This window comes from Enterococcus sp. M-BR2 (assembly GCF_056612775.1).
Window position 1 is genome coordinate 2,370,794 of the sequence record NZ_CM152743.1, and the last position, 26,232, is coordinate 2,397,025.

The following is a 26,232-nucleotide window of genomic DNA, read 5'->3' on the forward strand; positions in this document are numbered from 1 at the left end:
TTTTATGATGGATAAGTATCTATACTTAGTCTCGTAAGAACGAAAAGGAAAAGAGGGAGAAAGATGAAATTTCAAAAGTGGATCCAAGAGCATCGAAATCATATCACCGCCTTATCAGCTGTGTTGATTATTTTTGGTTTTATCGGAAAATTTACTGGATTTGTCTTGTTCTATAACATTGCTCTAGCCATAGCTTCTATTATTGCGGTCATACCTATTATGATCTATGCGTATCAGGCAGTAAAAGTCAAAGTTATCTCAATTGATTTACTCGTTACTATTGCTGTGCTTGGTGCCTTTATGATCGGAGAATACAAGGAGTCAGCTATCGTTACATTCTTGTTTTTGTTTGGTAGTTATCTGGAACAAAAAACATTGACCAAAACGCGGGAATCAATCAAGGATTTGACCGAGATGGCCCCATCGACTGCCAGCGTTGTCCAAGAAGATGGAACGACTGAAGAAGTGGAAATCGATGACGTGGAAGAAGGCGATATCGTCTTAGTAAAAACTGGTGGAGCTATTCCTGTGGACGGCCGAGTCATTGACGGGAAAGGGTATGCGGATGAAGCCGCAGTGACGGGTGAATCACGACAAGTCGTCAAAATCAGTGGAGATGACGTATTTTCTGGAACGATTTTAGCAGATGGCTACGTGACGATTAAAGCAACTAAGGTCGGAGATGATACGACCTTTGCCAAAATTATCGAATTAGTAGAAGAAGCACAAGATACCAAATCACATGCGGAAAAATTCATTGATCGATTTTCTCAGTATTATACTCCAACCGTTTTACTTATTGCATTGCTTGTTGGTCTGATCAGTCGTGATTTTCGTTTAGCCATCACTGTTTTGGTTCTTGGTTGTCCTGGCGCTTTAGTCATTGGTGCGCCTGTTTCGAATGTAGCAGGAATCGGTAATGGAGCGAAACGGGGCATCTTAGTCAAAGGCGGTGAAGCAATGGATACTTTTTCCAAAATCGATACTTTTGTCTTTGATAAAACCGGTACATTGACCAAAGGAACTACTGCTGTATCCACTATCAAGAACTATACAGAGGATGAAGGGGACAGCTTAGCTTTAGTGGCTCGATTAGAAACGTTATCCGATCATCCTCTGGGGCGCGCCGTGATCCATTATGCTCAGGAGAAAGTCCTTGATTTTCAACAATTAGCAGTCAAAGATAATCAGACGATCAAGGGACAAGGAATCACAGCTGAGATTGATGGTCATGCAGTTTGTGCGGGCAACACCAAATTGATTGCCGCTCACAAACTTTCTCTTACACCAAAGCAAGTACAAGATTTACATCAATTACAACAAACAGGCAGCTCAGTCATTATTGTAGCAATCGACAAAAAAATCACTCAAATCATTGGTGTGTCAGATGTGATTCGACCAGAAGTCGCTGAACAATTAGCTAAGTTGAAACAAGCAGGAGCAAAACATTTAGTGATGCTGACAGGTGATAATCAGATGACTGCTGATTATGTTGCTGATATGTTAGGCATTGATAAAGTCCATGCTGAATTATTACCAGACGAAAAGGTTCAATTTGTGAAAAAATACCAAGAAGAAGGATTGCGCGTTGCTTTCATTGGAGATGGAATCAATGATTCTCCATCTTTGGCTGCGGCTGATATCGGGATTGCTATGGGATCAGGAACGGATGTCGCTATCGAAACGAGTGACGTTGTCTTGATGCAATCTAGTTTTGGATCATTGGTTCATGCCTACCGTTTGGCTAAGAAAACTGTTTTGAATACCCGTGAAAATGTAGTGATTGCCATTGGTGTCGTCTCATTTTTACTCATCGGCTTATTTGCCGGATTTATTTACATGGCTAGTGGGATGTTCGTTCACGAAGCTAGTATCTTGATCGTTATCTTTAACGCAATGCGTTTATTGTATTTTGGACACGAAAGCAAAGAAAAAAATCGTAAAACTTGATAAGAATCAATTTTTTTATGGAAGCTGTAATCTAGAATAAGACTATCAAGAAAAAGGAAGGAAGAACTACGATGAAAAAAATGATTATGCAATTAGATACACTAACTTGTCCAAGCTGTATGCAAAAAATCGAACATGCGGTTTCTCAACAGCCTGGGGTAAGCAATACGAAAGTTTTGTTTAATGCGAGCAAAATCAAAGCAAACTTTGATCCAGATGAAGTCCACCCTGAACAATTAGCTGCAGTTGTGGAAAAATTAGGTTATGAAGTCCAATCAACAAAAGTAAAAGAGGCGTAAATCAATGAATATAGTGGAAGAAAAATTTGCTCAAGAAACAAAACAAGCAGATATCGACCATCATAAACCAACTGCTGGCGCCATGGTGGGACATGTATTAGCAAATTTTAAATTAGAAGAAATGAAATTGATCCAAGCACAATTGTATGTTTTGGGTACATCTTCGCAAGAATTAAGTACCCTTTTTTCGGAATATGCTGATCAAGAAGCGAGATGGTTCAATAAAATCTCTCATGAGTTAGTGATTGAGAATGAAATCGTTCCGTCTACTTTAGAAGAAGTCATGCGTTATGGAAAAATTTACGAACATGGTCAAAACAAATATTTACCAGCCTCAACAATGTTAGAAAACTTTGCAAAAGATTTCGATTTCCAAAATGTCTTTATCACACGGGCAATCAAGTTAGCTGAAAAAGAAGAAAAGTATGGCTTGCAACAATTGCTTGTTGAACTTTTAAGTTTCAATAAAGAAATCATCTACCAAGTACAAAGACTCCAAGGAAAAACTCTCCGACAAGATTTGGATGAAGAAGACGATGATGACTAAAAGTCTATGTTTCTTCAAATACAAATATAAAGTGTGAGAAAAACAGGAAAAAAACACAACGTTTTGTCTTAAAAATAAAATAAAAAGAAGCACCCGCTGATGCTGTCTATAAGACATCAGCGGGTGCTTCTTAGTTTTTAAATGGTTTAAAAGATGGATGAGAAAATACAAAAAATCAATAAAATCACATTGCTTATTTGATAGAATAAAGAAGTGGGGGAGTAATCGAAAGGAGTTTTTTTAATTGAAAAAGAGGATTTTATTAACAATGGGCCTAGCTTTTTTGTTAGCTGGTTGTACCAACGGGAATGAACCAAGAAAAGAATCAACAAAAGAAACAATTGCAACTATTACAACAACTAGCACAGAGAGCAAGTCAACTGCAACAAGTACAGAAACAGCAGATACCTCTACTTCGTCAGAGTCTTCCAAAACGACTGAAACGACTCAAACATCTACTTCAAGTTCTTCTTTAGAGGCTTCATCTTCCTCTTCAGAAAGCAGCGAACAAGTTGAACAAACACTGTGGAATGCAGACAAAGCCGCACAATTAGAGGCATTTATGACCACATGGGGCCAAACAATGGGGCAACAATACAAAAGTTATACGAATCAAATGAGTGTGGACTTATATGGTCTTAAAGTCCCTCAAGCTATTTTGAATGGGGAGTGGAAGATGGCTATTGGTGGAGTGCCTGCTTCTGCAGAATGGTCAGAAAGTGGGACAGGTCAAGCAGATTATCAAATTACAGCCGTCTATTCCGATGCAGAGACAGAACCATATCTGAAAAAGCACGTCTATCTATTTGGATTTCAGCAAAATCAGCCAAAAGTATTGGTGACACAACAAAATCAGGGGAATCCCGATAATTATCTTTACTTCAACGAGACAGCGAATAATGAATTGAAAAATGGCTTTAATCAAATCGTTTATGGGTAAGTAAATTAGTGAGAGAAAGAAGAGACTCAGTGGAAAATATTAATTGATTGCTATGTCTAAGAATTAAGATGAAGGATGAAACTTCCAGTTTCATCCTTCATCTTAATTACGTTTTACTTGGATAACTTTAATAATAACGATAAATAGTTTTCTCTCGACTTCTTTAGAGATTGAATAAACCCTCCAATACTAAAACTGAATGTTGCAAGAGCATGAATTGCCAATTGTATTGTTAGAATTTTTAGAAAATTACACCTTTAGTTTCTTTAGATAAAATGATACAATGATTGTTAAAATTGTGAAAGGGTGGTCATTTGTTAGAGAAGTTTTTGGATATGTCGTTAGTTCAACGTATTGTTGTTGGTATTTTAGTCGGAATATTGTTGGGTATCTTTTTCCCCACATGGACATTTATTTCAATATTGGGGACGTTGTTTGTCAGTTGCTTGAAAGCAATTGCGCCTCTTTTAGTTTTTTTCTTGACGATGGCTTCAATTGCCAAACATAAAATAGGAAATAAGACATTTGTGAAGCCTATTTTAGTCTTATATTTAGTAGGAACATTGCTTTCGGCACTTGTAGCAGTGATTATAAGTTCAATTTTTACTGTTCCTATTACTTTACAAGAAACAGTAACTGAACAAGCACCGCAAAATTTGGAAAGTGTTTTATCTACGATGTTGACAAATGTCACACAAAATCCTGTTCAATCGCTTATTGATGCGAATTATCTTGGTGTCTTATTCTGGGCTGTGTTGTTAGGTCTAGCTTTTCGATCACGTTCAGAATCGACAAAAGAATTGGTGGATCAAATATCTGTAGCATTATCACAAGTCGTACAAGTGATTATTGCATTCGCTCCGATAGGGATTTTAGGATTGGTTTATCAATCGATTGCCACGACTGGAATCGCTGGATTGGCAGAGTATCTGCAGCTTTTACTTGTGTTGATCGGCACGATGCTGTTTGTCACATTAGTTGTGTACCCGTTCCTCACGTTTTTGTTTATTAAAGAAAACCCCTATCCATTGATTCTCTTTTGTTTGAAAGAAAGCGCGCTTCCAGCTTTCTTTACCCGAAGTTCTGCCGCAAATATTCCGATAAACATGATGCTGGCTGAAAAATTGAAATTGACGAAAGAGTCTTATTCCATATCGATCCCATTAGGTGCTACGATCAATATGGGCGGTGCTGCGATTACCATTTCCGTGATGTCATTGACGGCTGTACATTCCTTAGGGATTGAAGCACCGTTTGTTTTGAAAGTCCTTTTATGTATTTTGTCTGCTTTAGCTGCTTGTGGGGCTTCAGGTGTTGCGGGCGGTTCACTGTTATTGATTCCACTAGCATGTAGTTTGTTTGGTATCTCTAATGATGTTGCGATGCAAATCGTCGGTATCGGATTTATTATCGGTGTTATCCAAGATTCAATGGAAACTGCCTTAAATTCGTCAAGTGATCTGTTGTTTACTGCAATAGGAGAATTAGGCGCGCGTAAAAGAAGTGGAGAAAAAATCAAATTGAAAGATCGATTAGACGGATTAAATGAACATTGAACATTAGATATTTAGGGATGAACCTTAAGACGATTCAAATTTTTAATGAGTTATATAGATGTTCCTGTAGAATAGAGGTTCCTGTTAAATCGAGATAAAGTCGTTTATAATAACAATTAAAAGCATAGGTAATTGTTATTGGAGGCGCATCATGGATTTTTTACGTAAACTTGGTTTTTTCTTTTTACTATTAGGCGTGTTGAGTGATTTTTTGACTCCGTACGTATTAGGATTGTATTATCCTGAATTAGATCAAATGAAGAGTGTGATCAGTGTATTTGGAGAGGTTTTCAGTCCTGTAAGAAAGGCGTTTCTTATTTGGTCAGTGGTTTCAGGGATTTTTTTCATCCTGTCATTGCCTGCGTTGTATGCTGCATTTGCAAGTATATCTCGTGTGTTAGCTACCTTAGTTACAGCATCTATCGGTTTCTATGGTATAGGTGATTGTATTTTTACAGGTTTGTTCAGTATCAATACTCATGAATCTTCGTGGAATGTCTCGACATGGGTTCATAATATCGGATCAGGTTTAGGTTATAGTGGTTTTTTATTGTTTCCAGTTCTTCTTTTCTTGATCTATCGAAAAAATGAGCAACTGGACGTAAGCCACTTATACCTTGGACTGTCTGTGATCAGTTTGCTTTTTGCGGCGATTTATGGTCTGGCAAGAATCCCTTCTATAAATTCTTGGCCATTACTGAATAAAATAGGATTTTGCCAAAGAATCAGTTTTTTCTTTAATTATGTGCCCATTGCCTGGTTGAGTATCTTGCATCTCAAACAGTAAAACTTGAGTCGTCAAATTGAACAGTCAGCGGACATTTCGTCCGTTGGCTGTTTTTTTGTTTTTCTGAAATATAGTTCCATAATTTTCTTGTATAACTTCTGTTTTAGCGTATATTAACTGAGAAAGAGCAGTGTATGATTTCTCAGGTTATTTTAATCTTTTATTTGGTCTAGTTCTCCTTATAAGAAAAAATTATAGTGAATATAGAAGGTGATGGAAATGAGTGTAATACAATATCAAGAAAGCAAACTTCGAAGAGTAGCGATCCTGAACAGACTGTCCAATTTCGAGCATGTAAGCTACCAGCAACTTTCTGAAGAATATTATGTTTCCAGAAGCAGTATCGCAAATGATATTTCTTACATCAAATATGTATTTGCGAAAGAAGGGTTGAATCTCAGTTTTGATCGTTTCGGGACATATTTTGAAGGAAATGAAATACAGGTTCAGAAGGTACTGAAGCGTATGATCCTGAATCATTTTGATGAATTGGAGATCGTAAGAGAAATAGTGGATCGAAAGCTTCTAGAAACAGTCGAACGATCTTTTCGCGAGAGCATTGCAGACAAGCAAATTGAGATACCAGAAAGCTACTTTTCAAGTATCATCGTTTCGATCTTATTGATGATTCAGCGTTCAAGAGAAGGGAAGAAAATCAGCTTAAAAGGTAAAAATCAATATGGAAAGTATTTTTTAGAATTCAATAAATATCCCCTCGTTTGTGAATTGCTGCATCAGTTAGAGGAACAGCGTATTTACCAATTTTCGCAAGAAGAAGTACAGTATTTGACTTATGTTATTGTGGGAAGTGGTTTACGCTTTTTCATGAAAAATGAAACGATCCCTTTGGTATTTCGAGAAAAAATCCGGCAATTGATCCAAAAAGTGAGTAGAGGCATTCAGATAGATCTTACCCAAGATAGTCGTTTAGAAGAAGATCTGCTTGTACATCTGTATCAGCTGCTTTTACGTATTGAGGCTCAAACGACCATCGTAAATCCTTTGATAGATGAGATAAAACAAAATTATCCTTCTTTGTATGGTGTTGTCTGGTTTGCGTTAAATGATTTTCGCTGGCCTTATCAAGTAAGCTTGTCCGAAGATGAAGTAGGTTTTGTAGCTATCCATTTCCAAGCAGCAATCGAGCGTGTCAAACGATTAAATAGACTCTTATTCGTATGTCCCAATGGCATGGGAACCAGTTCATTTGTTTCTGCAAAAATCAGAAGAATCTTACCTGATATCGATAGTATCGAAACAGCATCTGTCGATAAATTGAACAGACTAGATTTGTTTGACGTAGATTTGATTATCTCCACTGTCGATATACCTAAGCAAATTAGACCAGTAGTAAGAATTTCTCCAATGGTTACTGCTAGAGATATGAAACGTATCATGAATCATTATATCGATCTGGTCATAGATAACGAACAAATAAACATCGAAGGCTCGATATCTGAAAAAGTGAAACATCTTATTTCCTCTAATGTCTATTTTGATCACTTGGATTCAAAAGAAGCTGCTATCCGTTTTTTGGTTGATCAGCAACAGTTTGAGAATGAAGATTTGAAACAACGATTTCTCCACTCTATTTTTGAGCGTGAGGAAATCCAATCAAACATACTTGGAGAATGGTTTTGCTATTCCTCATGGCAATCCTAATGTCGTTAAACAAACTTCGGTTGCTGTATTGATAGCAGACAAGCCATTTTCATGGGGATATCAAAAGGCAGATATCGTTGTTCTGCTAATGATCCGAGAAGAAGATGTGAAAGAAGTCGAACCTGTGATGAAAATGGTCATGCAAGGAATAGAGGATAAAAATTGGTTTATTTCAAAAATGTTGGAGGTCAGAGAATGAGTACTATCAATAAATTGCTGCCGAAAAATCAAATCCAAGTAATAGAAACGGCTGAAAATTGGATGAAAGCAGTCGAAATCGCTAGCAATCCATTATTAAAAAACAAAATGATAACGCATACGTATTTAGAAAACATGATCAGAAGTGTAGAGGAAAATGGACCATATATGGTGTTGGCTGATTATTTTGCGCTGATGCACGCAAAACCAGGTCTTGGAGTAAACGAGCAAAGTATGAGTCTTTTAGTCGTAAAAGATGCCGTAGATATGAAAGGGAAACCAGTCCATATTTTTTTGGTTTTAGCTGCCAAAAACCACGAAAGCCATCTGGAGAGATTGAAAGATATCATGGAAATATTTATGGACAATGAAAAATATCAAACGATTTTATCAGGAAATAAAGAAACGATCATTCAGTTATTTGCATAAGGAGGAAGAAAAATGAAAATTTTAGCAGTATGTGGATTTGGTGTGGGGAGTTCTATGGTTTTGAAAATGTCTCTTGATAAAGTAATTAAGGAGCTTGGTTTAAAGGCGACAGTGGAAAATACAGATTTATCCACTGCCAAAGCAACGATGGCAGATGTTTATTTTACAAGTCATGAATTACTTCCAGAACTAAAAGTTTCTGTAAAAGCGCCTGTTTATCCTATTAAAAAGTATATGGATACTTCAGAAATAAAGGCGCAATTGGAACAATATCTAGCTGATAAGGGGGAATAAAAGAATGAATTTCATTAGTGAACACATCTTGAAGAATCCGCCCGTCTTGTTAGGTTTGATTGCGATGCTCGGGCTGATCATCCAGCGAAAATCATTTTCAGAAACGATTAAGGGAACTTTGACCGCTGCATTTGGTATGGTTGCTTTGACCGCCGGAGTCAATATGCTGGTCGGAACGATTTCTCCAATCAATGTAGCTGTCCAAACACAGTTGGGTGTAGAAGTGACAGAAGGACTATCTGATGTGACGTTTACTGCAGAATATGGCGGAACGGTCGGATTAGCTATGTTTTTAGGATTAGTTATCCATTTATTGATTGCTCGGTTTACACCTGTGAAGACGATCTTTTTAACAGGTCATATGCTTTGGTGGTTTCCTTTCGTATTTGTAGCAGCTGGTGTGGAAGCAGGACTGTCAGGGGGAGCATTGATTGGAATCAGCGGGATTTTATCGGCTTGTTATTGGTCTTTCATGCCGTGGATCATGCGCAAATATGTCTGGGATGCTACGGGAGATGATTCTTTCCTGATTGGTCATCCAACGGGTGTTTTGTCTTTAGTTTCAGGATTTGTAGCAAAACGAGTAGGAAATAAAGAAAAATCGACAGAAGATATCAAAGTACCTGAGAATCTTTCATTTTTCCGAGAAATCTCAATTACAGGTGCACTAGTCATGTTCTTGATGAATACCGTAGTTGGGATTATCGCACCTGTTTTGATACCAGAAGGGGATAATCTCCTGATGTTTTCGATTGAAGCAGGGTTGAATTTTGGTGCAGGACTACTCATTATGCTATATGGTGTCCGACTACTGATCAATCAAATCATTCCAGCGTTTCAAGGGATTGCAGAAAAAGTCGTACCGGGAGCGAAACCAGCATTTGATGTGCCTATTTTATTCAATTATCGACCAAATGCAGTGATTATCGGTTTTATCGTGGCAATGATCACTTCTACGATTTTAGTTGTTTTGGCGAATTCATTCCATCTATTCGGCGTGTTGCTTGTGCCATTAGTAATCACAAGTTTCTTTGAATGCGGTGGTGCAGCAGTCATCGGTGAAGGTCAAGGTGGCTTTCGTGGAGCGGTTGTCGGAACAATCACAGCTTCATTTGTCATGGTCATATTAGCTGGTTTTTCAGCTATTGTTTTTAGTACGACGATCCAAAGCTGGATATTGATTTTCGGCGGAAACGATTTGTCGTTATGGGGAATGATCGGTAGAGGATTCAGCGGTTTGTTTGGAGGGTTCTAGATGTTCAAATATATGGATAAAATCAAACAGTTATTAGATTTGGTTGAAAAGGAAGAAAAAAAGTCAATCAAAGAAGCAATCGATGTATTGACCCAAGCGAATCTGCAAAAACGTTCGGTCTATATTTTTGGTGCTAGTCATGCTGGTATCTTAGCGGAAGAGATGTATTATCGGGCTGGTGGGATGATGACCATCAATGCTATCTTTGGACGAGAAGTGATGCTAGATCGTTCCCCTATTACCTTTACCAGTCAAATGGAACGTTTAGAAGGATATGGAACGAATTTAGCAAAAACAGTTTCATTTAAAAATCAAGATGTATTGATCCTTCACTCAGTATCGGGAAGAAACCCAATCATTATTGATTTAGCGTTAGCTGCAAAAGCGAAGGGCGTAAAAATCATTAGTTTGACGAATGTCCAATATTCACGATCGGTGACTAGTCGTCATTCATCAGGGAAACGATTGTTTGAGGTTTCTGATATAGTTATCGATAACCATGGGGATATAGGAGATGCTTGCTGTGAGCTGACAGGTATCGTACAAAAAGCCGGTCCTTCCTCTACTGTAATCGGTGCAGCCATCCTCAATACGATCATCGTGGAAGTTTGCGAACAGCTTATTGCAAATGGGATAAAACATCCTCCTATATTTTATTCGGCGAATTTAGATGGGGGCGATCTGCGAAACGCGGAATTATATGAGGAATATAAAGAAGTGATTCATTATGAATTCATGTAATTCATAATGGCAATTTATCTTTTAGAATATAAGTGAAATAAAAAGGGCTGCGACAAAAGTATTGTCACAGTCCCTTATTTCGAACAAAGGGTGTTCCAGAAATATCTTTCGGAAATAAACCCAAATTTCTTGAATTATTTAAAAGAAAATCGGTTTTTCAAGATAATAGTGAATAAGAAGATGATCCATCCAACGATAGTGAGTATCCAACCTGTCGTTAAACCAGGTGTATGATAGATCAGTTTGATTTGATGATTACCTGGATTGAGGAGTAGTCCTGTATACATATAATTCGATTGGATAATTGGTATTTTCTTTCCGTTATCATAAGCAGTCCATCCTTTTTCATAAGGGATGGTTAATAAAAGCAGTTTTTCTTTTTCTAGATTTAGTTCACCAGATACTTCATTTGCCGAAAAATGGACATTCTGAAGTGTGTTTTCCCTTAATTTAGCTATTTCCGTACTTAATTGACTATAGTCACGCGTATATAACTCAATAGAATCAAATGTATAGACTCCTTGATTTCTAAAGCTGACTTGAATAGTTTGATTAGGTTGCACTGCCCCTAAATTAAGTAAGGAATTTTTGATCCCTACGTACCATCCTTGATATTGATTTCGAAAATTAAACTCTTTTGACAGTTGTCCATAAGTTACTTTTAAATACGTGGCAGTCTCAGTTGGAAGAAATAATCCTGGTTGTGTATTAGGATAATTTATTCCCTTAAACCGTAGAAACAAATAATTATTTGTCAATTCAGATGGAGCGTCTACAGAGAATGTAACAGTTGCATTGTTCTTAGAAACGATATACTGATTTCCTTTTATCTCTACTCCATCCGTTTGCTGAATATGATCGTTCAGTTTTTTGATTCCTTTATCGGTCATCTGATTTTTCTTTAGACCAGAGATATCTTTATTTATAATAACACTTTTTGTCATACTATCCATAATAGCTAATGAACTAGTTTGAGTATCATTTTGTTTGATATAGGAATCGTACGTATAGCCAAAAGGTAGGAAATTTGTATTCTGATAGATTTCTACATCTTGACCATTTTTATTGATTGTTTGTAAATAAGTATAACCAAAAGGAATATCTTGATTAGTGTCAGTTTTTAGTTTTGCGTAATATTTGCTATTTGCTAAAGTGCCTAATTCTGCACGACTATCTAGCCCATAATATTCATAGTCACTGTTGATATTGTTCTCAATAGACTGATTGAAGGAAAAATATTTTTATTTGCTAAACTAAAATAAAAATTCGTACTATTTATTCCCCTTAACAAAGCATTGTTTTCTTCGGAACGAGGATTTCCAGTTTTAGACAATTCATACCGAGACCAGTCAGTATCTTTATTGATAATATCTGAGATAGCTGAACTTTTTGGTGCCCAATAATCATTTTCTACGATATTTTTATCAGTATAACTGTTAATGATAAGGGGATTGATTTTGATATTTGTTTGAAAGGCTCCATAAACTAGAGCATTCAAAAATACCAGTATACTCAACGCGATTTTTGTTTTTTTCGAATTAGCAAACAATAAAAAGATAGTTGAATAGAGCAACAGGAAGATCAAACCGATATAAGGCGGTACATCTCGCTTATAGTTTGCAAAAGTGAAAAGGATAAAGAAAAAGAAAACAATAAAAGAAATATGCACAAACCGTTTTCTTTTTGATAAATCAGTTGCGGATTCAACTAAAACAGGTAAGTATTTTGCTGTTAGAAAAGCCCAAAAGAATGCATAACCAAACATCCAACGATTCGTGCTATAAGAGAATCCGTTGAAAAGACTACCAAAAAATGGAAAGAATAAAAAAATAGTCAACAAGCTAATGGCTAAAAGATCAAGTCTTGCAAAATTATTTTTTTGCTTAGAACGATATAAAATAACGGATAATACAAAAATGATGATTGGGAAAAAGGCTGTGACAGTTGAGGCTTCTCCTCCGTAAACTGGTGAAATAAAGTTTTTCACAAAATTCAAATAAAATGATTTCGTGTAAAAAGGTAAGAGCGTTGAATGAATCTCCCCGCGTCCAGCATTGAAAAATTGATTAATTACGGGAATGAAAATAACGGAGCCCATCATTATTCCTAATACGTAACTACCAATAGATTTGAATAAAAGAGAAAACAACACTTTATAGTCCTTTAAAGTATAAAGTTCAAAATATCTGTAAACAGCGTATAAAAAGATTAAGATAGAAAGCATATAAAAGAAATAAAAGTTGCTGATAACAGAAATGAAAATCATAAACGTAAAGAGTTTATATCCTCTTTTCTCGAAGATATACTCAAGCCCCAAACATAGCAATGGTAGATAAATCATCGGATTGATGAAGTAAGGGTGTTTCCAAGCAGAACTTAGTACGAAACCAGAGAATACATAAATGAATGTGGCGATAAAAGTTTGATAGTTGGCCATTTTCTTATATCGAAGAAAGATCGATATAGAGATTCCGGAAAAGAAAATGCGTAACATGATTGCTAATGAAAAGGCAAATTCTGCATACTTTGGTTTAGCAAATACTGCTAATAGTGAAAACGGATCACCAATGATATAGTAATGTAATGTTCCTAAAATATCTTGACCATAACCAATACTAAAATCATAAGTTGGGATAGAAAAGTTATGATCAATCAAAATATTTTTGATTATTTCCCGAATATATTCGCCAAAATAAACAAATGAAACAAAGTGTTGGGATTGACCATCCCATAGCTCAACAGGGGCTTTTCCAGCAATAGGCCACCACATATAAAGACTAACGATAACGACCCATAAGCAGATGCTTAAAATAGAATAGTAAGTGAAAGCATCTTTTTTTAACAGTTTTTTCAAAACAAGTTCCTCCGATAATAGATTAAAGAATATATATCAAGTATAGACAATGAGAATTAGGAAAACTAGCATTATTTTAAAATGAGTATCTGAAAATCAAGGGGACATCAATAGTTTGCAAGCTACGCTATTTAGATTATGTTATACTCATGAAGCAAATAAATTGTAACTGATCATAAAGGAGTTAAATAAATATGAGAAACATCAAGTTGACAATCGAATATGACGGAAAAAGATATTCAGGCTGGCAAAGACTTGGAGATGACGATAAAACCATCCAAGGGAAAATCGAAAAAGTGTTGCATCAGATGACAAATGAAGAGATAGAAATTATTGGATCAGGAAGAACAGACGCCGGCACGCATGCGCGAGGACAAGTGGCAAATTTCAAAACAAACACAGAAATTGAGCTGTCAGAAATGATCGACTTTATGAATCGTTACCTTCCGCGAGATATTGTCATCAAAAGAATCGAAGAGATGCCTGAGCGCTTCCATGCAAGATATAATGCGGTGGGCAAAAAATACAGCTATTATGTTTGGAACAACGTGATTCCTTCAGCATTTGAACGAAACCACAGCTTTTATTTTCCTCAAGAGTTGGATATGGATAAGCTGAATGCAGCTTGCGAAAAATTGATGGGTACACATGATTTCATTGGTTTTTCTGCATTGAAAAAATCAAAAAAATCTACGGTACGTACGATTGATGAATTATCTATCGAACGTAAGGGAGAAATGCTTCATTTTACTTTTGTCGGAGACGGATTTCTATATAAAATGGTGCGAATCATCATGGGAACATTACTAGAAATCGGTACAGGTGCCATGCCGATAGAAACAATCGATGAAATATTCGAAAGCAAAGTGCGGCAACATGCAGGAGAAACCGTCCCTGCCCAAGGTCTGTTTTTGGATGAAGTTTATTATCGTTCATAAAAAAAGAATCATCTTTACTCGACTTCTGAGAACTGGAGAACATCCCTTTTTTCAGAGGTCGTTTTTTAGTTAAATCAAACCATAGACCATAGAGTATGCTTTTTAAGATAAAGATCATCTTATATCATCTGAAGCCGCTTATCTTCTTTGAATAAATACGATTCAATCGCTTATTTCCTCACTTTATGATAAATTACAGCTAAAGTCACTAGCTTGTCTTCTTCGGAAAGGAGGAGAGTCTATGGATAAGGAACAAGTATTCATTCAAACACTTTATAATCTGATTTTAAATCCGAATACACGAGATTGGGAACGAAAAGTATTGATCCAGACAAAGAATGACATAAGAGAAAATACATCCGTTAAAGAACAGTTATCGAAACTAGAAGCAACACTACGTCCATTAGCTATCCGGATGAACCTAACGCCTGATGTAATGGATTTTTATTTATTGCTTACAGAAGGATTTGACACGCAGCAAAAATATGACTTTTCCAAGCATGCTATGCAAGATGCTGACTATCAAGAACGTGCAGTATTTGCAGGGGGATGTTTCTGGTGCATGGTCGAGCCGTTTGAATCGAAAAAAGGGATCCTATCTGTTTTGTCAGGATACACGGGCGGACATGTTGAAAAACCAAATTATGATCAAGTGAGCGGTGGCTACACAGGTCACATGGAAGCTGTGGAGATCATTTATGATACGAGAGAGATAAGTTATAGCGATTTATTGACAATCTATTGGCAAATAACTGATCCCACAGATGCCTTTGGACAATTTCAAGATAGAGGGAAGCAATACCGTCCGGTGATTTTTTATCAAAACGAACCTCAGAAAGAATTAGCGGAGCAATCGAAACAGGAACTAGTCAGTTCAGGAACGTTCCACCAACCAATCGTCACAAAAATTGAACCAGCTAGTACGTTTTGGCCAGCAGAAAATTATCATCAGCAATTTTACAAAAAACAACCGAAACGCTATAAAAAAATTCAGCAAGCACGTAAGCAATTTCTGATTTATCAACGAATAAAAAACAAATGGTAAAAAAATACAAGAAAAAATCATTTTGACTAACTCCTTTTCTTTAAAATGTAGTAAACTAAAAGCAGAATAAAAGAAAGCGTTTTAAAAATGGCGAGGAGGAGAAAATTTGTATATTGCAGATAGTGCACGTTATGAAAAAATGGAATATCGTAAATCCGGTCATTCAGGTTTAAAATTACCAATTTTATCTCTCGGATTATGGCAAAATTTTGGAGATTATGATCCTATCCATAACCAAAGAGAGATTTTAAGAGGTGCTTTCGATATGGGAATTACCCATTTCGACCTTGCGAATAATTACGGAGGCCCTGCTGGAGCTGCAGAGAAAAACTTCGGGCGTATTTTTAGAGAAGACTTTCAAGCCTACCGTGATGAACTGATTATTTCTAGCAAAGCAGGTTATCATATGTGGGAAGGTCCATACGGAGAATGGGGCTCGCGTAAATCTATCATTTCAAGTTGTGATCAGAGTCTCCAAAGAATGGGGCTAGATTATGTTGACATCTTCTATCATCATCGTCCAGACCCTGATACACCTTTGGAAGAAACAGCAGAAGCATTGATGCAACTTGTAAGACAAGGAAAAGCATTATATATTGGTATATCCAACTATAATGGAGAAGACACCAAAAAAATGACTGAAATTTTAAAAAGAAAAGAAGCACCGTTCATTATTCATCAGATGCGCTACAATATGTTTTCTCGCGAACTACTAGAAGACGACTTATCTCCAGTATTAGAAGAAGGGCTAGGAGCAATCACGTTCAGCCCGCTTGCCCAAGGTTTGCTGACAAATCGTTATCTGCATGGGATTCCTGAAGATTCTAGAGCACATCGTAAGGAAATACCATTCCTTTCAGAAGAACAAGTTGGATCAACTTTGGAAAAAATCAAAGCACTGCAGACAATCGCCGTATCACGAGGGCAATCATTAGCGCAAATGGCCCTTGCATGGAATTTGCGACAAAAATCTGTTACGAGTGTACTGGTTGGAGCAAGTCGGTTAAGTCAGTTACAAGAAAGTGTTCGAATGATGGATAATTTAGATTTCTCACCAGAAGAAGAATTGAAAATCGACCAAATTCTAGAATAGAAAAGATGTAATCAAATTTTTTATCCATCTATCAAAAAATGAACAAAAAATGTCATCAAGAATCGAATGAAGAACATCTATTATTGAACATCATACGTTTTGTCGTTCAAAATAAAAAGGATCGAAGGCTAGGAGTGAATTTTATCCTAGTCTTTTTTTATGGTAAATAGCTTCGTTTGTATATCCATGAACGGATGAATCGATTTTTTATACAAAAAATCATCAGATGATTCAAACGTGTTATAATAATTACGAAAAAATACATCAGATGAAAAGGAGGTATGTGGTTTGGAAGAAAATAAAACCCTAGTAGAAGTAACCACGGACAAGATCCTTAGATATTTAAAGGAAAAGCAGTTGCAAGTAGGAGATAAGTTGCCGAATGAATATGAGTTATCCGATTATTTAGAGGTGGGACGCAGCACGGTGCGAGAAGCTGTCCGAGCGCTTGCTTCTAGGAATATTCTTGAAGTTCGGCAAGGGGCGGGGACATTCGTCAGTGATAAGCGAGGGATTGCTAATGATCCGCTCGGTTTTTCTTTGATTGAAGATCAGGACCGGATGATACGAGACTTGTTTGAGCTGAGATATTTATTGGAGCCAAAGATGGCAGGGTTAGCGGCGGAATATGCAACGAAAAATCAAATCAGCCGAATGAAAAGCTTAACGCAAAAGATTGAAACGTCTTTTCGAGAAGGTACACAAGATCATGTTCAATTAGACATCGATTTTCATACGACGATTGCAGAAGCTAGCGGAAACGTAGCGTTACTGCATATCATTCCGATCATTAATGAATCGATTGCTTTATTTAATAAAAATTATGATATCCAGCATTTGAAAATCGAGACGATCGATATCCATACAGAAATCGTTCAGGCTATCGAGAGGCGGAATGTACTTGCGGCATTTGATGCAATGACTGTCCATATGGCAATAAATCGGAGAGAATTACAGAAAATAATTGGGAAGAAAGAAACTAATTGACAGTTCATCTGATGTATTTTATGATGAATACATCAGATGAATTTTTGTTTTATATTTGGTAAAACGGACAAGCAAATAGTTTTTATTCACCGAAATGTAAGCGCTGACTAACAGACAAAAAGAGATGACGGCAAGGAGAAGAAGTAGGAATGAGGGGATCTGGAATGAGCTTTATGGATAAATTAGCCAATGTTTTAGGGAATGTGGCAACGAGAATCAATAATTTAAGGTATATCATGGTGATAAAAAACGCATTTGCTGCATTGATTCCGGTAATTATTACGGGTGCTTTTGGCACGTTGTTTTCAGCAATGGTCTTTGATTCGGAAAATGGGTTAGCACAGATAAGTTTTTTGCGTTTTTTAGAAGAATTAAAACCTATCGCATCTGCCATCAGCTATGTCACGCTAAGTTTCTTGACCATCTATGCTGTTTTTCTGATAGGGATCGAATTAGCAAAGCTGAATAAAGTGAATGGTGTATTCCCTGGTATCATCGCAGTGATGTCTTATTTATCTGTTAATCCAACTGTTTATGAATTAGTGAATGAAAATCAGACTGTTATAGTAGAAAACGTATTGGCTAAACAATATACAGATACGAAAGGGTTATTTTTGGGAATGTTGGTCTCCATCCTTTCCATTGAACTTTATTGCTGGTTGAGGAAACAGAAGAAACTACAGCTGAGAATGCCTGATACCGTGCCAACGAATGTTTCTGCCAGTTTTTCTGCGTTATTTCCCACGATTCTGACAGTATCAGGTATCGCGGCTGCGGGATTTATCATCAAAGAACTTACAGGGATGTACCTTTATGATATCATTTACAATATCGTACAACGCCCATTAGAAGGTGTCGTTCAAGGGCTACCTGGTATCTTGTTACTGATGTTTATTGCACAAGTCTTTTGGGTGATTGGTATCCATGGGAATCAAATGGTGAAGCCAATTCGAGAACCGTTGCTTTTAGCGGCAATTGCTGTAAATACGGAAGCTTTTGAAGCTGGAAAAGAAGTACCAAACATTATCACTATGCCATTTTGGGATATGTATATGAGTATGGGCGGGTCTGGGGTCACGATAGGTCTACTGATAGCAGTATTGCTAGTGGGAAAACGAGAAGATATGAAACAAATCACCAAGTTATCTCTTGCTCCTGGGATCTTCAACATCAATGAACCAGTTATTTTTGGTATGCCGATCATGCTGAATCCTATTTTAGCTATCCCGTTTATCTTAACGCCGCTTGTTACAGGAACGATTGGTTATTTTGCAACCGCTTTAGGATTTGCGGCAAAAGCAGTTGTAATGGTTCCTTGGCCGATGCCGCCGATCGTCAATGCTTATCTGGCCACAGCAGGAAATATCGGTGCAGTTATTACGCAACTTGTTTGTATTGTTGTTTCTATTTTGATTTATCTGCCATTCGTAAAAGTAGCAAATCGTGTGGAAAATGATGGGATCTAAAAAAACAGGAGGAAATCATGAAAATTACTATTCCAGAAAATTTTATTCTTGGTGCAGCATCTTCTGCTTGGCAAACGGAAGGTTGGAAAGGAAAAAAAGAAGGACAGGATTCGTTTATAGATAGCTGGTATAAAAATGAACATTTTGTTTGGCATAATGGATATGGTCCAGCCGTAGCAACTAATTTTATGGAGCAGTACCAACAGGATATAGATTTGATGAAATCCATCCATCTGACACATTATCGGACTTCTATCAATTGGGCTCGTTTTTTCACTGATTACGAGAATTGTATAGTAGATGAAGAATATGCTCAGCATATAAGTGAAATGATCGACTCTTTGATCGAAGCAGACGTAGAACCGATGATTTGTTTAGAACACTACGAAGTCCCTGCTTTTCTTTTGGAAAAATATGATGGCTGGTCTTCAAGAAAAGTGGTTGATTTTTATGCTAAGTACGCAAAGATTGCTTTTGATCGTTACGGTGACAGGGTAAAAAACTGGTTTACATTCAACGAACCAATCGTTCCCCAAACGCGTTGCTATTTGGATGCTGTTCGCTGGCCGCATGAACAAAACACAAAAAAATGGATGATGTGGAATTATCACAAAGTTTTAGCAACGGCTAAAGCTATAGAAATTTACCATAGTGGCAATTATGGCGGAAGGATTGGCTGTATTTTAAATCCTGAGATGGTCTATGCTCGTTCCAGTTCTCCAGAAGATCAAAAAGCTGCTTATATGTATGATCTGTTTTATAATCGAGTATTTTTTGATCCGATGGTAAAAGGATACTACACAGAAGAGTTCCTGGAGTTGTGTCGAAAACAATCGATTTATTTCGATCCTGCAACAGAGGATTTAGAAACGATCCAGCATCATACAGTAGATTTCCTTGGAATCAATCAATATTACCCTAAACGCGTTCGTGCTCCTCGTTATCAATGGAATGAACAGACACCGTTTCATCCAGAACGATATTATGAAGTCTTTGATTTACCTGGAAAGAAAATGAACAATTCCAGAGGGTGGGAGATCTATCCAAAAATCATGTATGATATAGCTATGTATCTAAAAGAAAATTATCGTAATATTCCTTGGCTGATAACAGAAAACGGTATGGGAAGAGAACATGAAGAACAGTATATGGATGAGAAAGGGATCGTGCAAGATGACTATCGTATCGAATTTATCGGACAGCATTTGCGTTATTTGATCAAAGCAGCAGAAGAAGGTGCCAATTGCGAAGGCTATATGCTATGGGCATTCACTGACTGTGTTTCACCAATGAATGCATTTAAGAATCGATATGGATTAGTTCGAATCGAATTGAACGATGAACGAAGCAGAACACTGAAAAAGTCTGCTTCATGGTATCAGTCTCTGATTGATAAGAGAGAATTAAGCTTACCTGATGAAGTCTATAAATAACTAGAATTTTTTCGAAGATATTGATTCTATTTGCTGGCTATTTGAAATAAAAGAGGTTGTGAAAGTAGCATTTTAACCTCTTATTCAAAAAAGTTGTGACAAAAGATTTGTCATAACTTTTTTTGTGCACGTTAAAAGAAATAAACACAATAAAAAAGAATTTGTGTGTTTAGTGTGCGCTTTCTTTTTTAGTGTGTATGCAACTTGGTATAGACCATAAACGTGATAATATCAACTTTTTAAAGCGCTTTTAAAGTTGGCACACTACTTGCTTTATATACAAGTGTAAGAATAGAAAGGAACATGTTTAAAATGGAAAAGAGAACAATCATGCTTGTATGTTCAGCTGGAATGAGTACAAGCCTCCTAGTCACAAAAATGCAAAAGGCAGCAGAAGCAAAAGGAATGGAAGCAGATATCTTTGCTGTCTCTGCCTCAGATGCAGATAATCAACTAGAATCTAAAAATGTAGACGTTTTACTTTTAGGTCCGCAAGTACGTTTTATGCAAAATCAATTTGCTGAAAAGCTAGCACCTAAAGGCATTCCTTTAGATGTAATCAATATGGCTGACTATGGCATGATGAATGGTGAAAAAGTACTTGACCAAGCAGAAAAACTAATAAACAAATAATAAAAATATCGGAGGAAACAAGAAATGGAAGATCAAAAAAATCTAGAAGCCATCATGGGTCTGATTATGTTTGGCGGAAATGCAAAAAGCGATGCAATGGAAGCGATTGCTGCGGCGAAAAAAGGAGATTTTACTTTAGCAGAGGAAAAAATCAAAGATGCAGAGGAATCTTTAGTCCAAGCACATCACTCTCAAACAGAGATGCTGACGCAAGAAGCACAAGGAAACCACGTTGAAGTAACACTTTTGACAGTTCACAGTCAAGATCACCTGATGACATCTATTGCTTTTACAGATTTAGCAAAAGAGATCATTGATCTGTATCGTCGGTTGGACGCGTAATCCACAGTAAAGAAAAGAGGGAAGATTTATGGATAAATTTGTTGCATTTATGGAGAAACATTTTATACCTGTCGCATCAAAAATTGGTGCACAACGGCATTTAGTTGCGATTCGAGATTCATTTATGGTGAGTATGCCGTTAATGATTTTAGGAGCATTAGCAGTAATGATCAATAACTTACCCATTCCCGGTTTCCAAAAATTGATGAATTCAATTTTTGGCGGTGAATCATGGAAAGGATTCGGGGCTGCAGCTTGGAACGGCACATTTGCCATTCTTTCTGTCTTGATTGCTTTCTTACTTGCGTATCATTTAGCTAACGGCTACCGAAAAGACGGTGTTTCCGCAGGTGTGATTTCTTTAGGCTCTTTCTTTGCTTTAGGCGGAGCATTAGGTATGAGCTCAAACGGTTTGTTTATTGCTATTATTGTTGGGATTATTTCAACAGAAATCTTTGTACGTTTAAGCGGAAATGAAAAATTGATCATCAAAATGCCTGATGGTGTGCCACCAGCAGTTGCGAAAGCATTTGCTTCATTACTGCCAGCAATGATCACTATCTCTGCCTTTGCTTTAGTTGCTGCAATTTTTGCTGCATTTGGGGTTGATGATATCGTGGGTTCATTCTATACAGTGGTCCAAGAACCATTTATGGGACTTGCGAACTCTTATCCATCTGCATTATTGCTTGCATTTATCACCCCATTCTTATGGTTCTTTGGTTTACACGGGGCGAATATGGTCGATCCTTTGATGCAAACGATCAATGCGCCAGCAATCGAAGCAAATGTCAATGCGATCGCAGCTGGACATAGCGCGCCATTTATCGTGAACAAACCTTTCTTCGACAGCTTTGTCAATTTAGGAGGAACAGGTGCAACATTAGGTTTACTGTTAGCTATTTATTTAGTAGGACGTAAAAACAAACCATATATGGTTGTAACAAACTTGTCGATTGCGCCAGGTGTTTTCAATATCAATGAACCAACGATGTTTGGTTTACCAATCGTATTGAATCCAATTATGTTCATTCCATTTATTTTGACACCAATGGTTTTAGTTAGTGTTGCGTACTTTGCGACTTCTACAGGTTTAGTGCCAGCAGCTACCGTTATGCCACCATGGGTAACGCCACCAATTATTGGCGGTGTATTGGCAACGAAGAGTATTGCAGGTGGTGTACTGGCCGCTGTCAATCTGATCCTTTCTATTTTGATCTATCTGCCGTTCGTCAAGGTAGCTACGATCCAAGAAAGAAGAAAAGAAGCTTTGGATGCTTAATGAATAAAGAAAGCAGAACCGGTTATCTGGTTCTGCTTTTTTTATGAAAACAAGTAATTTAAAACTTAGGATCGAATAATGAATGAGAAAATCGAGGTATATTTGTCTTGGAATTTGTGTATAAAATAAAAAATCCCATTCATTCAAAAAAATCGAGCGATTGAAAAGCTATTTGAAATACAAGGTGCTATAATAGACCAAATATGAATGGGAGAGAGTACAAATGGAGAGAAGAACAGTCATAAAATTGCGGGATCGACCGACGTTGATAAAAGAAACAGCCGAATGGTTTGCTTCAAAATGGCATCTGCCAGTTGCTGTTTATGAAGAAAGTATCCAAGCAAGCACGAGAAAAAACGCATCGGTTCCGCAATGGTATGTGGTGTTGGATGAGTGGGGAGAGATTATTGCAGGTGCAGGTGTTGTTGACAATGATTTTCATGATCGAGTAGATTTGACTCCAAATGTCTGTGCGCTGTTTGTTGAAAAAGACTACCGAAACCAACGGATTGCCAAAATGATTTTAGAAACGATCAAGCAAGACTTTGCAGAAATGGGCGTAAAGATGCTTTATCTTGTGACGGACCATACGGATTTTTATGAAAAATACAATTGGCAATTTATCGGGATGGCTCAGGATAATGAAGGAATTCCTGTGCGAGTGTACCAAATGCCGCTGTAAGAGTAGGTACATGAAACAGCATATAGAGAAGGAAACCGAAAAATTGTTCTATACTTAGAAATTTTTTCGAATCGCAGTAGGCGAAATATGCACAACACAAGAATAACAAAAAAGCATGGAGAAGGCTAAACGGCCTTCCCATGCTTTTTCCTTGTTCTTTTCTCGTCGTAAATAAAAATGTTCCTAACGATTCTGAGAATAGGACGAATCGTCAAGAAAATAGCACCAGCCAAATAAAAATAGGTGCCATATCGATCGGGGATTTTAGTTAAGGAAGCAAGGCTTCCAAAAATATAGAAAATCCCGGTTAATAAATCGACAGCTAGTGAGATCAATGTGTAACGGTTTTGGAAATAGAAGCGGAAGCGACGCCCTCGTATTTCGATATCTTCTTCTTTTCCTATTTCAATCTCATGGGTATTTCGTTTGATTTTGGGCATAAAGAAAATCACCTGTATTTTTTACTGATTTCAAGGTTTCAAAACAACTTTTATATTTTTATCTTCTTTTTTGTCAAAGATCTCATATGCTTGTGCTGCTTCTTCTAGTGGTAGCGAATGAGTAATGATCTGTGTAGGATCAAATAGTCCTTCTGCAATCATTTCGTAGATTTTCGGCATCAGATGGATAATGGGTGCCTGTCCATGTTTGACCGCAATATCTCGCATGAAAAACTCTTGAAGCGGGTAAGAAGAAGCTGGCGTCATATACACACCAGTTACTTGGACGGTTCCGAATTTTTTGACAGCTTGCGAAGCCATCTGTAAAGGCGAAATCGTGCCACTTTGTAGGCTCACCAAATTTTTTGCTTTTTCTTTTACAGGCTCTAACCCGTCCATTCCTACACAATCGATGATGACATCGGCACCACCTTTAGCCAACTCATATAATTCCGTTCCAGCTTGTGCTGTGTCTTCTAAGAAATAAGTTTCCACGCCGTTGTAATTAGCCGCTTTATCTAAACGATGTTGTACTGGATCCACTGCAATCACGCGCTCTGCTCCAGCCATTACAGCGAATTTTTGAGCAAATAGACCGACTGGACCAGATCCTAGAATCACAACTGTATCGCCTTTTTTTACGCCTGCATTTTCAACGCTCCAATAAGCTGTAGGCAAAATATCTGATAGAAACAAAACTTTTTCATCAGGAAGATTATTATCTGGAACGACAAACGAAGTAGAGTCTGCATAAGGTACTCTTAGGTATTCTGCTTGCCCACCCCAATGATTGCCATTCAACTTGCCAAATCCGAAAAGCCCGCCATATAACTGATCTGGATTTGATTCATCACATTGGCTTTCCATGTGATTCAGGCAGAAATGACAATGACCACAACTGATATTAAAAGGAATAACCACTCGTTGCCCTTTTTTCAATGTTTGAACTTGTGATCCTACTTCTTCAACGATTCCCATAGGTTCGTGACCTACAACATACCCTTTTTCCAAAACTGCTTCACCATGATGGTAAAGATGCAGATCGGATCCGCAAATGGCGGTTGCTGTGATACGGATGATTGCGTCTGTTGGTTCTAATATTCTTGGATCATCTACGTTTCTGATTTCCATTTTTTGTTTTCCTTGCCAAGTGACTGCTTTCATTGGAGATGCTCCTTTCAGATTCACAAAATTGTCTGCATTATTGGTACTACAGATAGTTTCATTATAAAGGAGTTCTTATCTTTTTGATAATGAAACGCTTTTTTCTCAAAATAAAAATCCTCAAAAAAGCAAGAGTTCCAAAATTTTTTTTTATTAGAAAAAGAAGGTGTGTGCCTTCATTGTATCCTTACGTACAGTAAAGTATAGTTGAACTATTGAATCATTTTAACTATTTAAACAATAACCAATCATCATTCGTTTCAGTGAAAAAACAAATACGAGGAGGCGTAATGAAACAAATCCAAAATAAATGGAATAAACGGATCATTGTTATGATTAGTTCTGTCTGCCTGTTTTGCCTGACTGTTATGCTTTGTTTAATAAGCACCTTGGCAAATCAACATTTTATGTTAGAGCAAAACATGCAATCGGACTATGCGAAAAAAGTAGCTGCTGAGATCAATCAAGAGATCCAAAGCTATCATTATGAGATTGGAGCTCCGGCTGAAGCATTGGAAAAGATTGTTTCTGAAGAACTAGTACAAAAAAATATCGAGCTTTTCATCCGCAACAGATATGAAAAAGAACCAGTAGAACTGATCGGAGAAAAGGAAGTAGAAGAAAAGCTCCAAGAGATAATCAATACATACAAACAAGAAGAAGCAGAGGATGATCCATTTGCTAGTGAAGAAAACAATTTACTCATCTATATGACTTCTGGGATTTTTCGACGAGGAATACAATCAATTTATTTGATGTCGTTCATCGATCAGATATTGACGATACGAGAGCGAATGGTTTCTTTTCTTCCAGTGATTAGTAGTATCTTACTTGTATTGCTGAGCGGAGTGTTTTATTTATACAGAATGTCTTGGAAAAAAGTTCTTTGGTCATTTGCAGTGGTGATTGGAGGAGCAGGCTTCCAATTATTAAGTCTGTCAGTCAGTCTCTATTTGTACGATATGACCAGTCAGTTAGATATTCGAACCCAAGCACTGCAACATTTGTTAGACACATATATTTTGTCATTCATCCAATTTTTTAGTGTAGTGGCAATCGTTGAAGTAGTGATAGCAGCTGGATTATGGTGGATTGGCAAGAGAGTGAATACTGAAAAAAAGGTTTTTTCAAAAAGAAACGAATATAAATAACAAGAGGTTGTGACATGAAATCTGTCACAACCTCTTGTTATGAATAAACGGTGTTCCCCTACCA

25 protein-coding genes and 1 pseudogene are annotated in these 26,232 nt (G+C 37.1%); 22 read left to right on the plus strand and 4 right to left on the minus strand.

The window, feature by feature from the left end; genetic code table 11:
- The first annotated feature begins 63 nt into the window (after positions 1 to 63).
- From AC1F25_RS11535 to AC1F25_RS11585, 11 genes and pseudogenes are all read left to right on the plus strand, one after another.
- A complete protein-coding gene (locus AC1F25_RS11535) occupies positions 64 to 1,950 on the plus strand; it encodes a heavy metal translocating P-type ATPase (RefSeq protein WP_479994121.1) in 1,887 nt (628 codons plus the stop codon).
- Between the two features lie 71 nt (positions 1,951 to 2,021).
- The gene (locus AC1F25_RS11540; RefSeq protein ID WP_002310613.1) at positions 2,022 to 2,249 is read left to right on the plus strand and encodes a heavy-metal-associated domain-containing protein; all 228 of its coding nucleotides are present in this window, start codon (positions 2,022 to 2,024) and stop codon (positions 2,247 to 2,249) included.
- A gap of 4 nt (positions 2,250 to 2,253) precedes the next feature.
- Positions 2,254 to 2,796: a ferritin-like domain-containing protein gene (locus AC1F25_RS11545; protein WP_002310614.1), complete on the plus strand. Its 543-nt coding sequence runs from the start codon at positions 2,254 to 2,256 to the stop codon at positions 2,794 to 2,796.
- Between the two features lie 244 nt (positions 2,797 to 3,040).
- Positions 3,041 to 3,736 (plus strand): DUF4767 domain-containing protein, encoded by a 696-nt coding sequence (locus tag AC1F25_RS11550; protein WP_002344641.1) that lies wholly within the window; start codon positions 3,041 to 3,043, stop codon positions 3,734 to 3,736.
- A 335-nt stretch (positions 3,737 to 4,071) separates the two neighbouring features.
- Positions 4,072 to 5,292, plus strand: a complete 1,221-nt coding sequence (gene sstT / locus AC1F25_RS11555) for a serine/threonine transporter SstT (RefSeq protein ID WP_479994122.1) — start codon at positions 4,072 to 4,074, stop codon at positions 5,290 to 5,292.
- Between the two features lie 151 nt (positions 5,293 to 5,443).
- Complete coding sequence (locus tag AC1F25_RS11560; RefSeq protein ID WP_002330725.1) at positions 5,444 to 6,079, plus strand: DUF998 domain-containing protein; 636 nt, start codon at positions 5,444 to 5,446, stop codon at positions 6,077 to 6,079.
- A 219-nt stretch (positions 6,080 to 6,298) separates the two neighbouring features.
- Positions 6,299 to 7,940, plus strand: a pseudogene (locus AC1F25_RS11565) (BglG family transcription antiterminator).
- Positions 7,937 to 8,368 carry a PTS sugar transporter subunit IIA gene (locus AC1F25_RS11570; protein WP_002310620.1) on the plus strand — a complete coding sequence of 144 codons (432 nt, stop codon included), beginning with the start codon at positions 7,937 to 7,939 and terminating at the stop codon, positions 8,366 to 8,368. Before AC1F25_RS11565 ends, AC1F25_RS11570 begins: the two are co-directional and overlap by 4 nt.
- Before the next feature lie 12 nt (positions 8,369 to 8,380).
- The gene (locus tag AC1F25_RS11575) at positions 8,381 to 8,662 is read left to right on the plus strand and encodes a PTS sugar transporter subunit IIB (RefSeq protein ID WP_479994123.1); all 282 of its coding nucleotides are present in this window, start codon (positions 8,381 to 8,383) and stop codon (positions 8,660 to 8,662) included.
- Positions 8,663 to 8,666: 4 nt separating this feature from the next.
- Positions 8,667 to 9,917: a PTS ascorbate transporter subunit IIC gene (locus tag AC1F25_RS11580; RefSeq protein WP_479994124.1), complete on the plus strand. Its 1,251-nt coding sequence runs from the start codon at positions 8,667 to 8,669 to the stop codon at positions 9,915 to 9,917.
- Positions 9,918 to 10,658 (plus strand): sugar isomerase domain-containing protein, encoded by a 741-nt coding sequence (locus AC1F25_RS11585; protein WP_086286267.1) that lies wholly within the window; start codon positions 9,918 to 9,920, stop codon positions 10,656 to 10,658. It begins immediately after the preceding gene.
- Between the two features lie 134 nt (positions 10,659 to 10,792).
- On the opposite strand, the gene AC1F25_RS11590 is transcribed toward AC1F25_RS11585, so the two are convergent.
- Complete coding sequence (locus AC1F25_RS11590) at positions 10,793 to 11,875, minus strand: YfhO family protein (RefSeq protein ID WP_479994349.1); 1,083 nt, start codon at positions 11,873 to 11,875, stop codon at positions 10,793 to 10,795.
- Positions 11,833 to 13,512, minus strand: coding sequence for a YfhO family protein (locus AC1F25_RS11595; RefSeq protein WP_479994125.1), 1,680 nt, complete (start codon positions 13,510 to 13,512; stop codon positions 11,833 to 11,835). The genes AC1F25_RS11590 and AC1F25_RS11595 overlap by 43 nt, the downstream gene beginning before the upstream one ends.
- 194 nt (positions 13,513 to 13,706) lie before the next feature.
- Between AC1F25_RS11595 and truA the strand changes: the two genes are divergently transcribed.
- The 10 genes from truA (at position 13,707) to AC1F25_RS11645 (ending at position 23,413) form a co-directional block, all read left to right on the plus strand.
- Positions 13,707 to 14,450: a tRNA pseudouridine(38-40) synthase TruA gene (gene truA / locus AC1F25_RS11600; RefSeq protein ID WP_002312684.1), complete on the plus strand. Its 744-nt coding sequence runs from the start codon at positions 13,707 to 13,709 to the stop codon at positions 14,448 to 14,450.
- A 241-nt stretch (positions 14,451 to 14,691) separates the two neighbouring features.
- The gene (gene msrA / locus AC1F25_RS11605) at positions 14,692 to 15,495 is read left to right on the plus strand and encodes a peptide-methionine (S)-S-oxide reductase MsrA (protein WP_479994126.1); all 804 of its coding nucleotides are present in this window, start codon (positions 14,692 to 14,694) and stop codon (positions 15,493 to 15,495) included.
- Positions 15,496 to 15,634: 139 nt separating this feature from the next.
- Positions 15,635 to 16,588, plus strand: coding sequence for an aldo/keto reductase (locus AC1F25_RS11610; RefSeq protein ID WP_195943565.1), 954 nt, complete (start codon positions 15,635 to 15,637; stop codon positions 16,586 to 16,588).
- Positions 16,589 to 16,876: 288 nt separating this feature from the next.
- Positions 16,877 to 17,575: a FadR/GntR family transcriptional regulator gene (locus AC1F25_RS11615; protein ID WP_002310628.1), complete on the plus strand. Its 699-nt coding sequence runs from the start codon at positions 16,877 to 16,879 to the stop codon at positions 17,573 to 17,575.
- Between the two features lie 149 nt (positions 17,576 to 17,724).
- Complete coding sequence (locus tag AC1F25_RS11620) at positions 17,725 to 19,041, plus strand: PTS sugar transporter subunit IIC (RefSeq protein WP_002312687.1); 1,317 nt, start codon at positions 17,725 to 17,727, stop codon at positions 19,039 to 19,041.
- Between the two features lie 17 nt (positions 19,042 to 19,058).
- Positions 19,059 to 20,474, plus strand: a complete 1,416-nt coding sequence (locus tag AC1F25_RS11625) for a glycoside hydrolase family 1 protein (RefSeq protein ID WP_151668767.1) — start codon at positions 19,059 to 19,061, stop codon at positions 20,472 to 20,474.
- Positions 20,475 to 20,786: 312 nt separating this feature from the next.
- Positions 20,787 to 21,107, plus strand: coding sequence for a PTS sugar transporter subunit IIB (locus AC1F25_RS11630; RefSeq protein ID WP_002292494.1), 321 nt, complete (start codon positions 20,787 to 20,789; stop codon positions 21,105 to 21,107).
- A 24-nt stretch (positions 21,108 to 21,131) separates the two neighbouring features.
- Positions 21,132 to 21,449: a PTS lactose/cellobiose transporter subunit IIA gene (locus tag AC1F25_RS11635; protein ID WP_002310632.1), complete on the plus strand. Its 318-nt coding sequence runs from the start codon at positions 21,132 to 21,134 to the stop codon at positions 21,447 to 21,449.
- A gap of 28 nt (positions 21,450 to 21,477) precedes the next feature.
- The gene (locus tag AC1F25_RS11640) at positions 21,478 to 22,731 is read left to right on the plus strand and encodes a PTS sugar transporter subunit IIC (RefSeq protein WP_479994127.1); all 1,254 of its coding nucleotides are present in this window, start codon (positions 21,478 to 21,480) and stop codon (positions 22,729 to 22,731) included.
- Between the two features lie 223 nt (positions 22,732 to 22,954).
- Entirely contained in the window at positions 22,955 to 23,413 is a 459-nt protein-coding gene (locus tag AC1F25_RS11645; RefSeq protein WP_002310634.1) for a GNAT family N-acetyltransferase, read from the plus strand.
- 125 nt (positions 23,414 to 23,538) lie between these two features.
- Here AC1F25_RS11645 and AC1F25_RS11650 read toward each other — a convergent pair whose 3' ends face one another.
- Positions 23,539 to 23,853, minus strand: a complete 315-nt coding sequence (locus AC1F25_RS11650; RefSeq protein WP_002316627.1) for a YrhK family protein — start codon at positions 23,851 to 23,853, stop codon at positions 23,539 to 23,541.
- Between the two features lie 30 nt (positions 23,854 to 23,883).
- On the minus strand, positions 23,884 to 25,017 hold the full coding sequence (locus AC1F25_RS11655) for an alcohol dehydrogenase catalytic domain-containing protein (protein ID WP_002292500.1): 1,134 nt from the start codon (positions 25,015 to 25,017) through the stop codon (positions 23,884 to 23,886).
- Positions 25,018 to 25,307: 290 nt separating this feature from the next.
- Between AC1F25_RS11655 and AC1F25_RS11660 the strand changes: the two genes are divergently transcribed.
- The gene (locus AC1F25_RS11660) at positions 25,308 to 26,168 is read left to right on the plus strand and encodes a hypothetical protein (RefSeq protein WP_025477152.1); all 861 of its coding nucleotides are present in this window, start codon (positions 25,308 to 25,310) and stop codon (positions 26,166 to 26,168) included.
- The last annotated feature ends 64 nt before the right edge of the window (positions 26,169 to 26,232 follow it).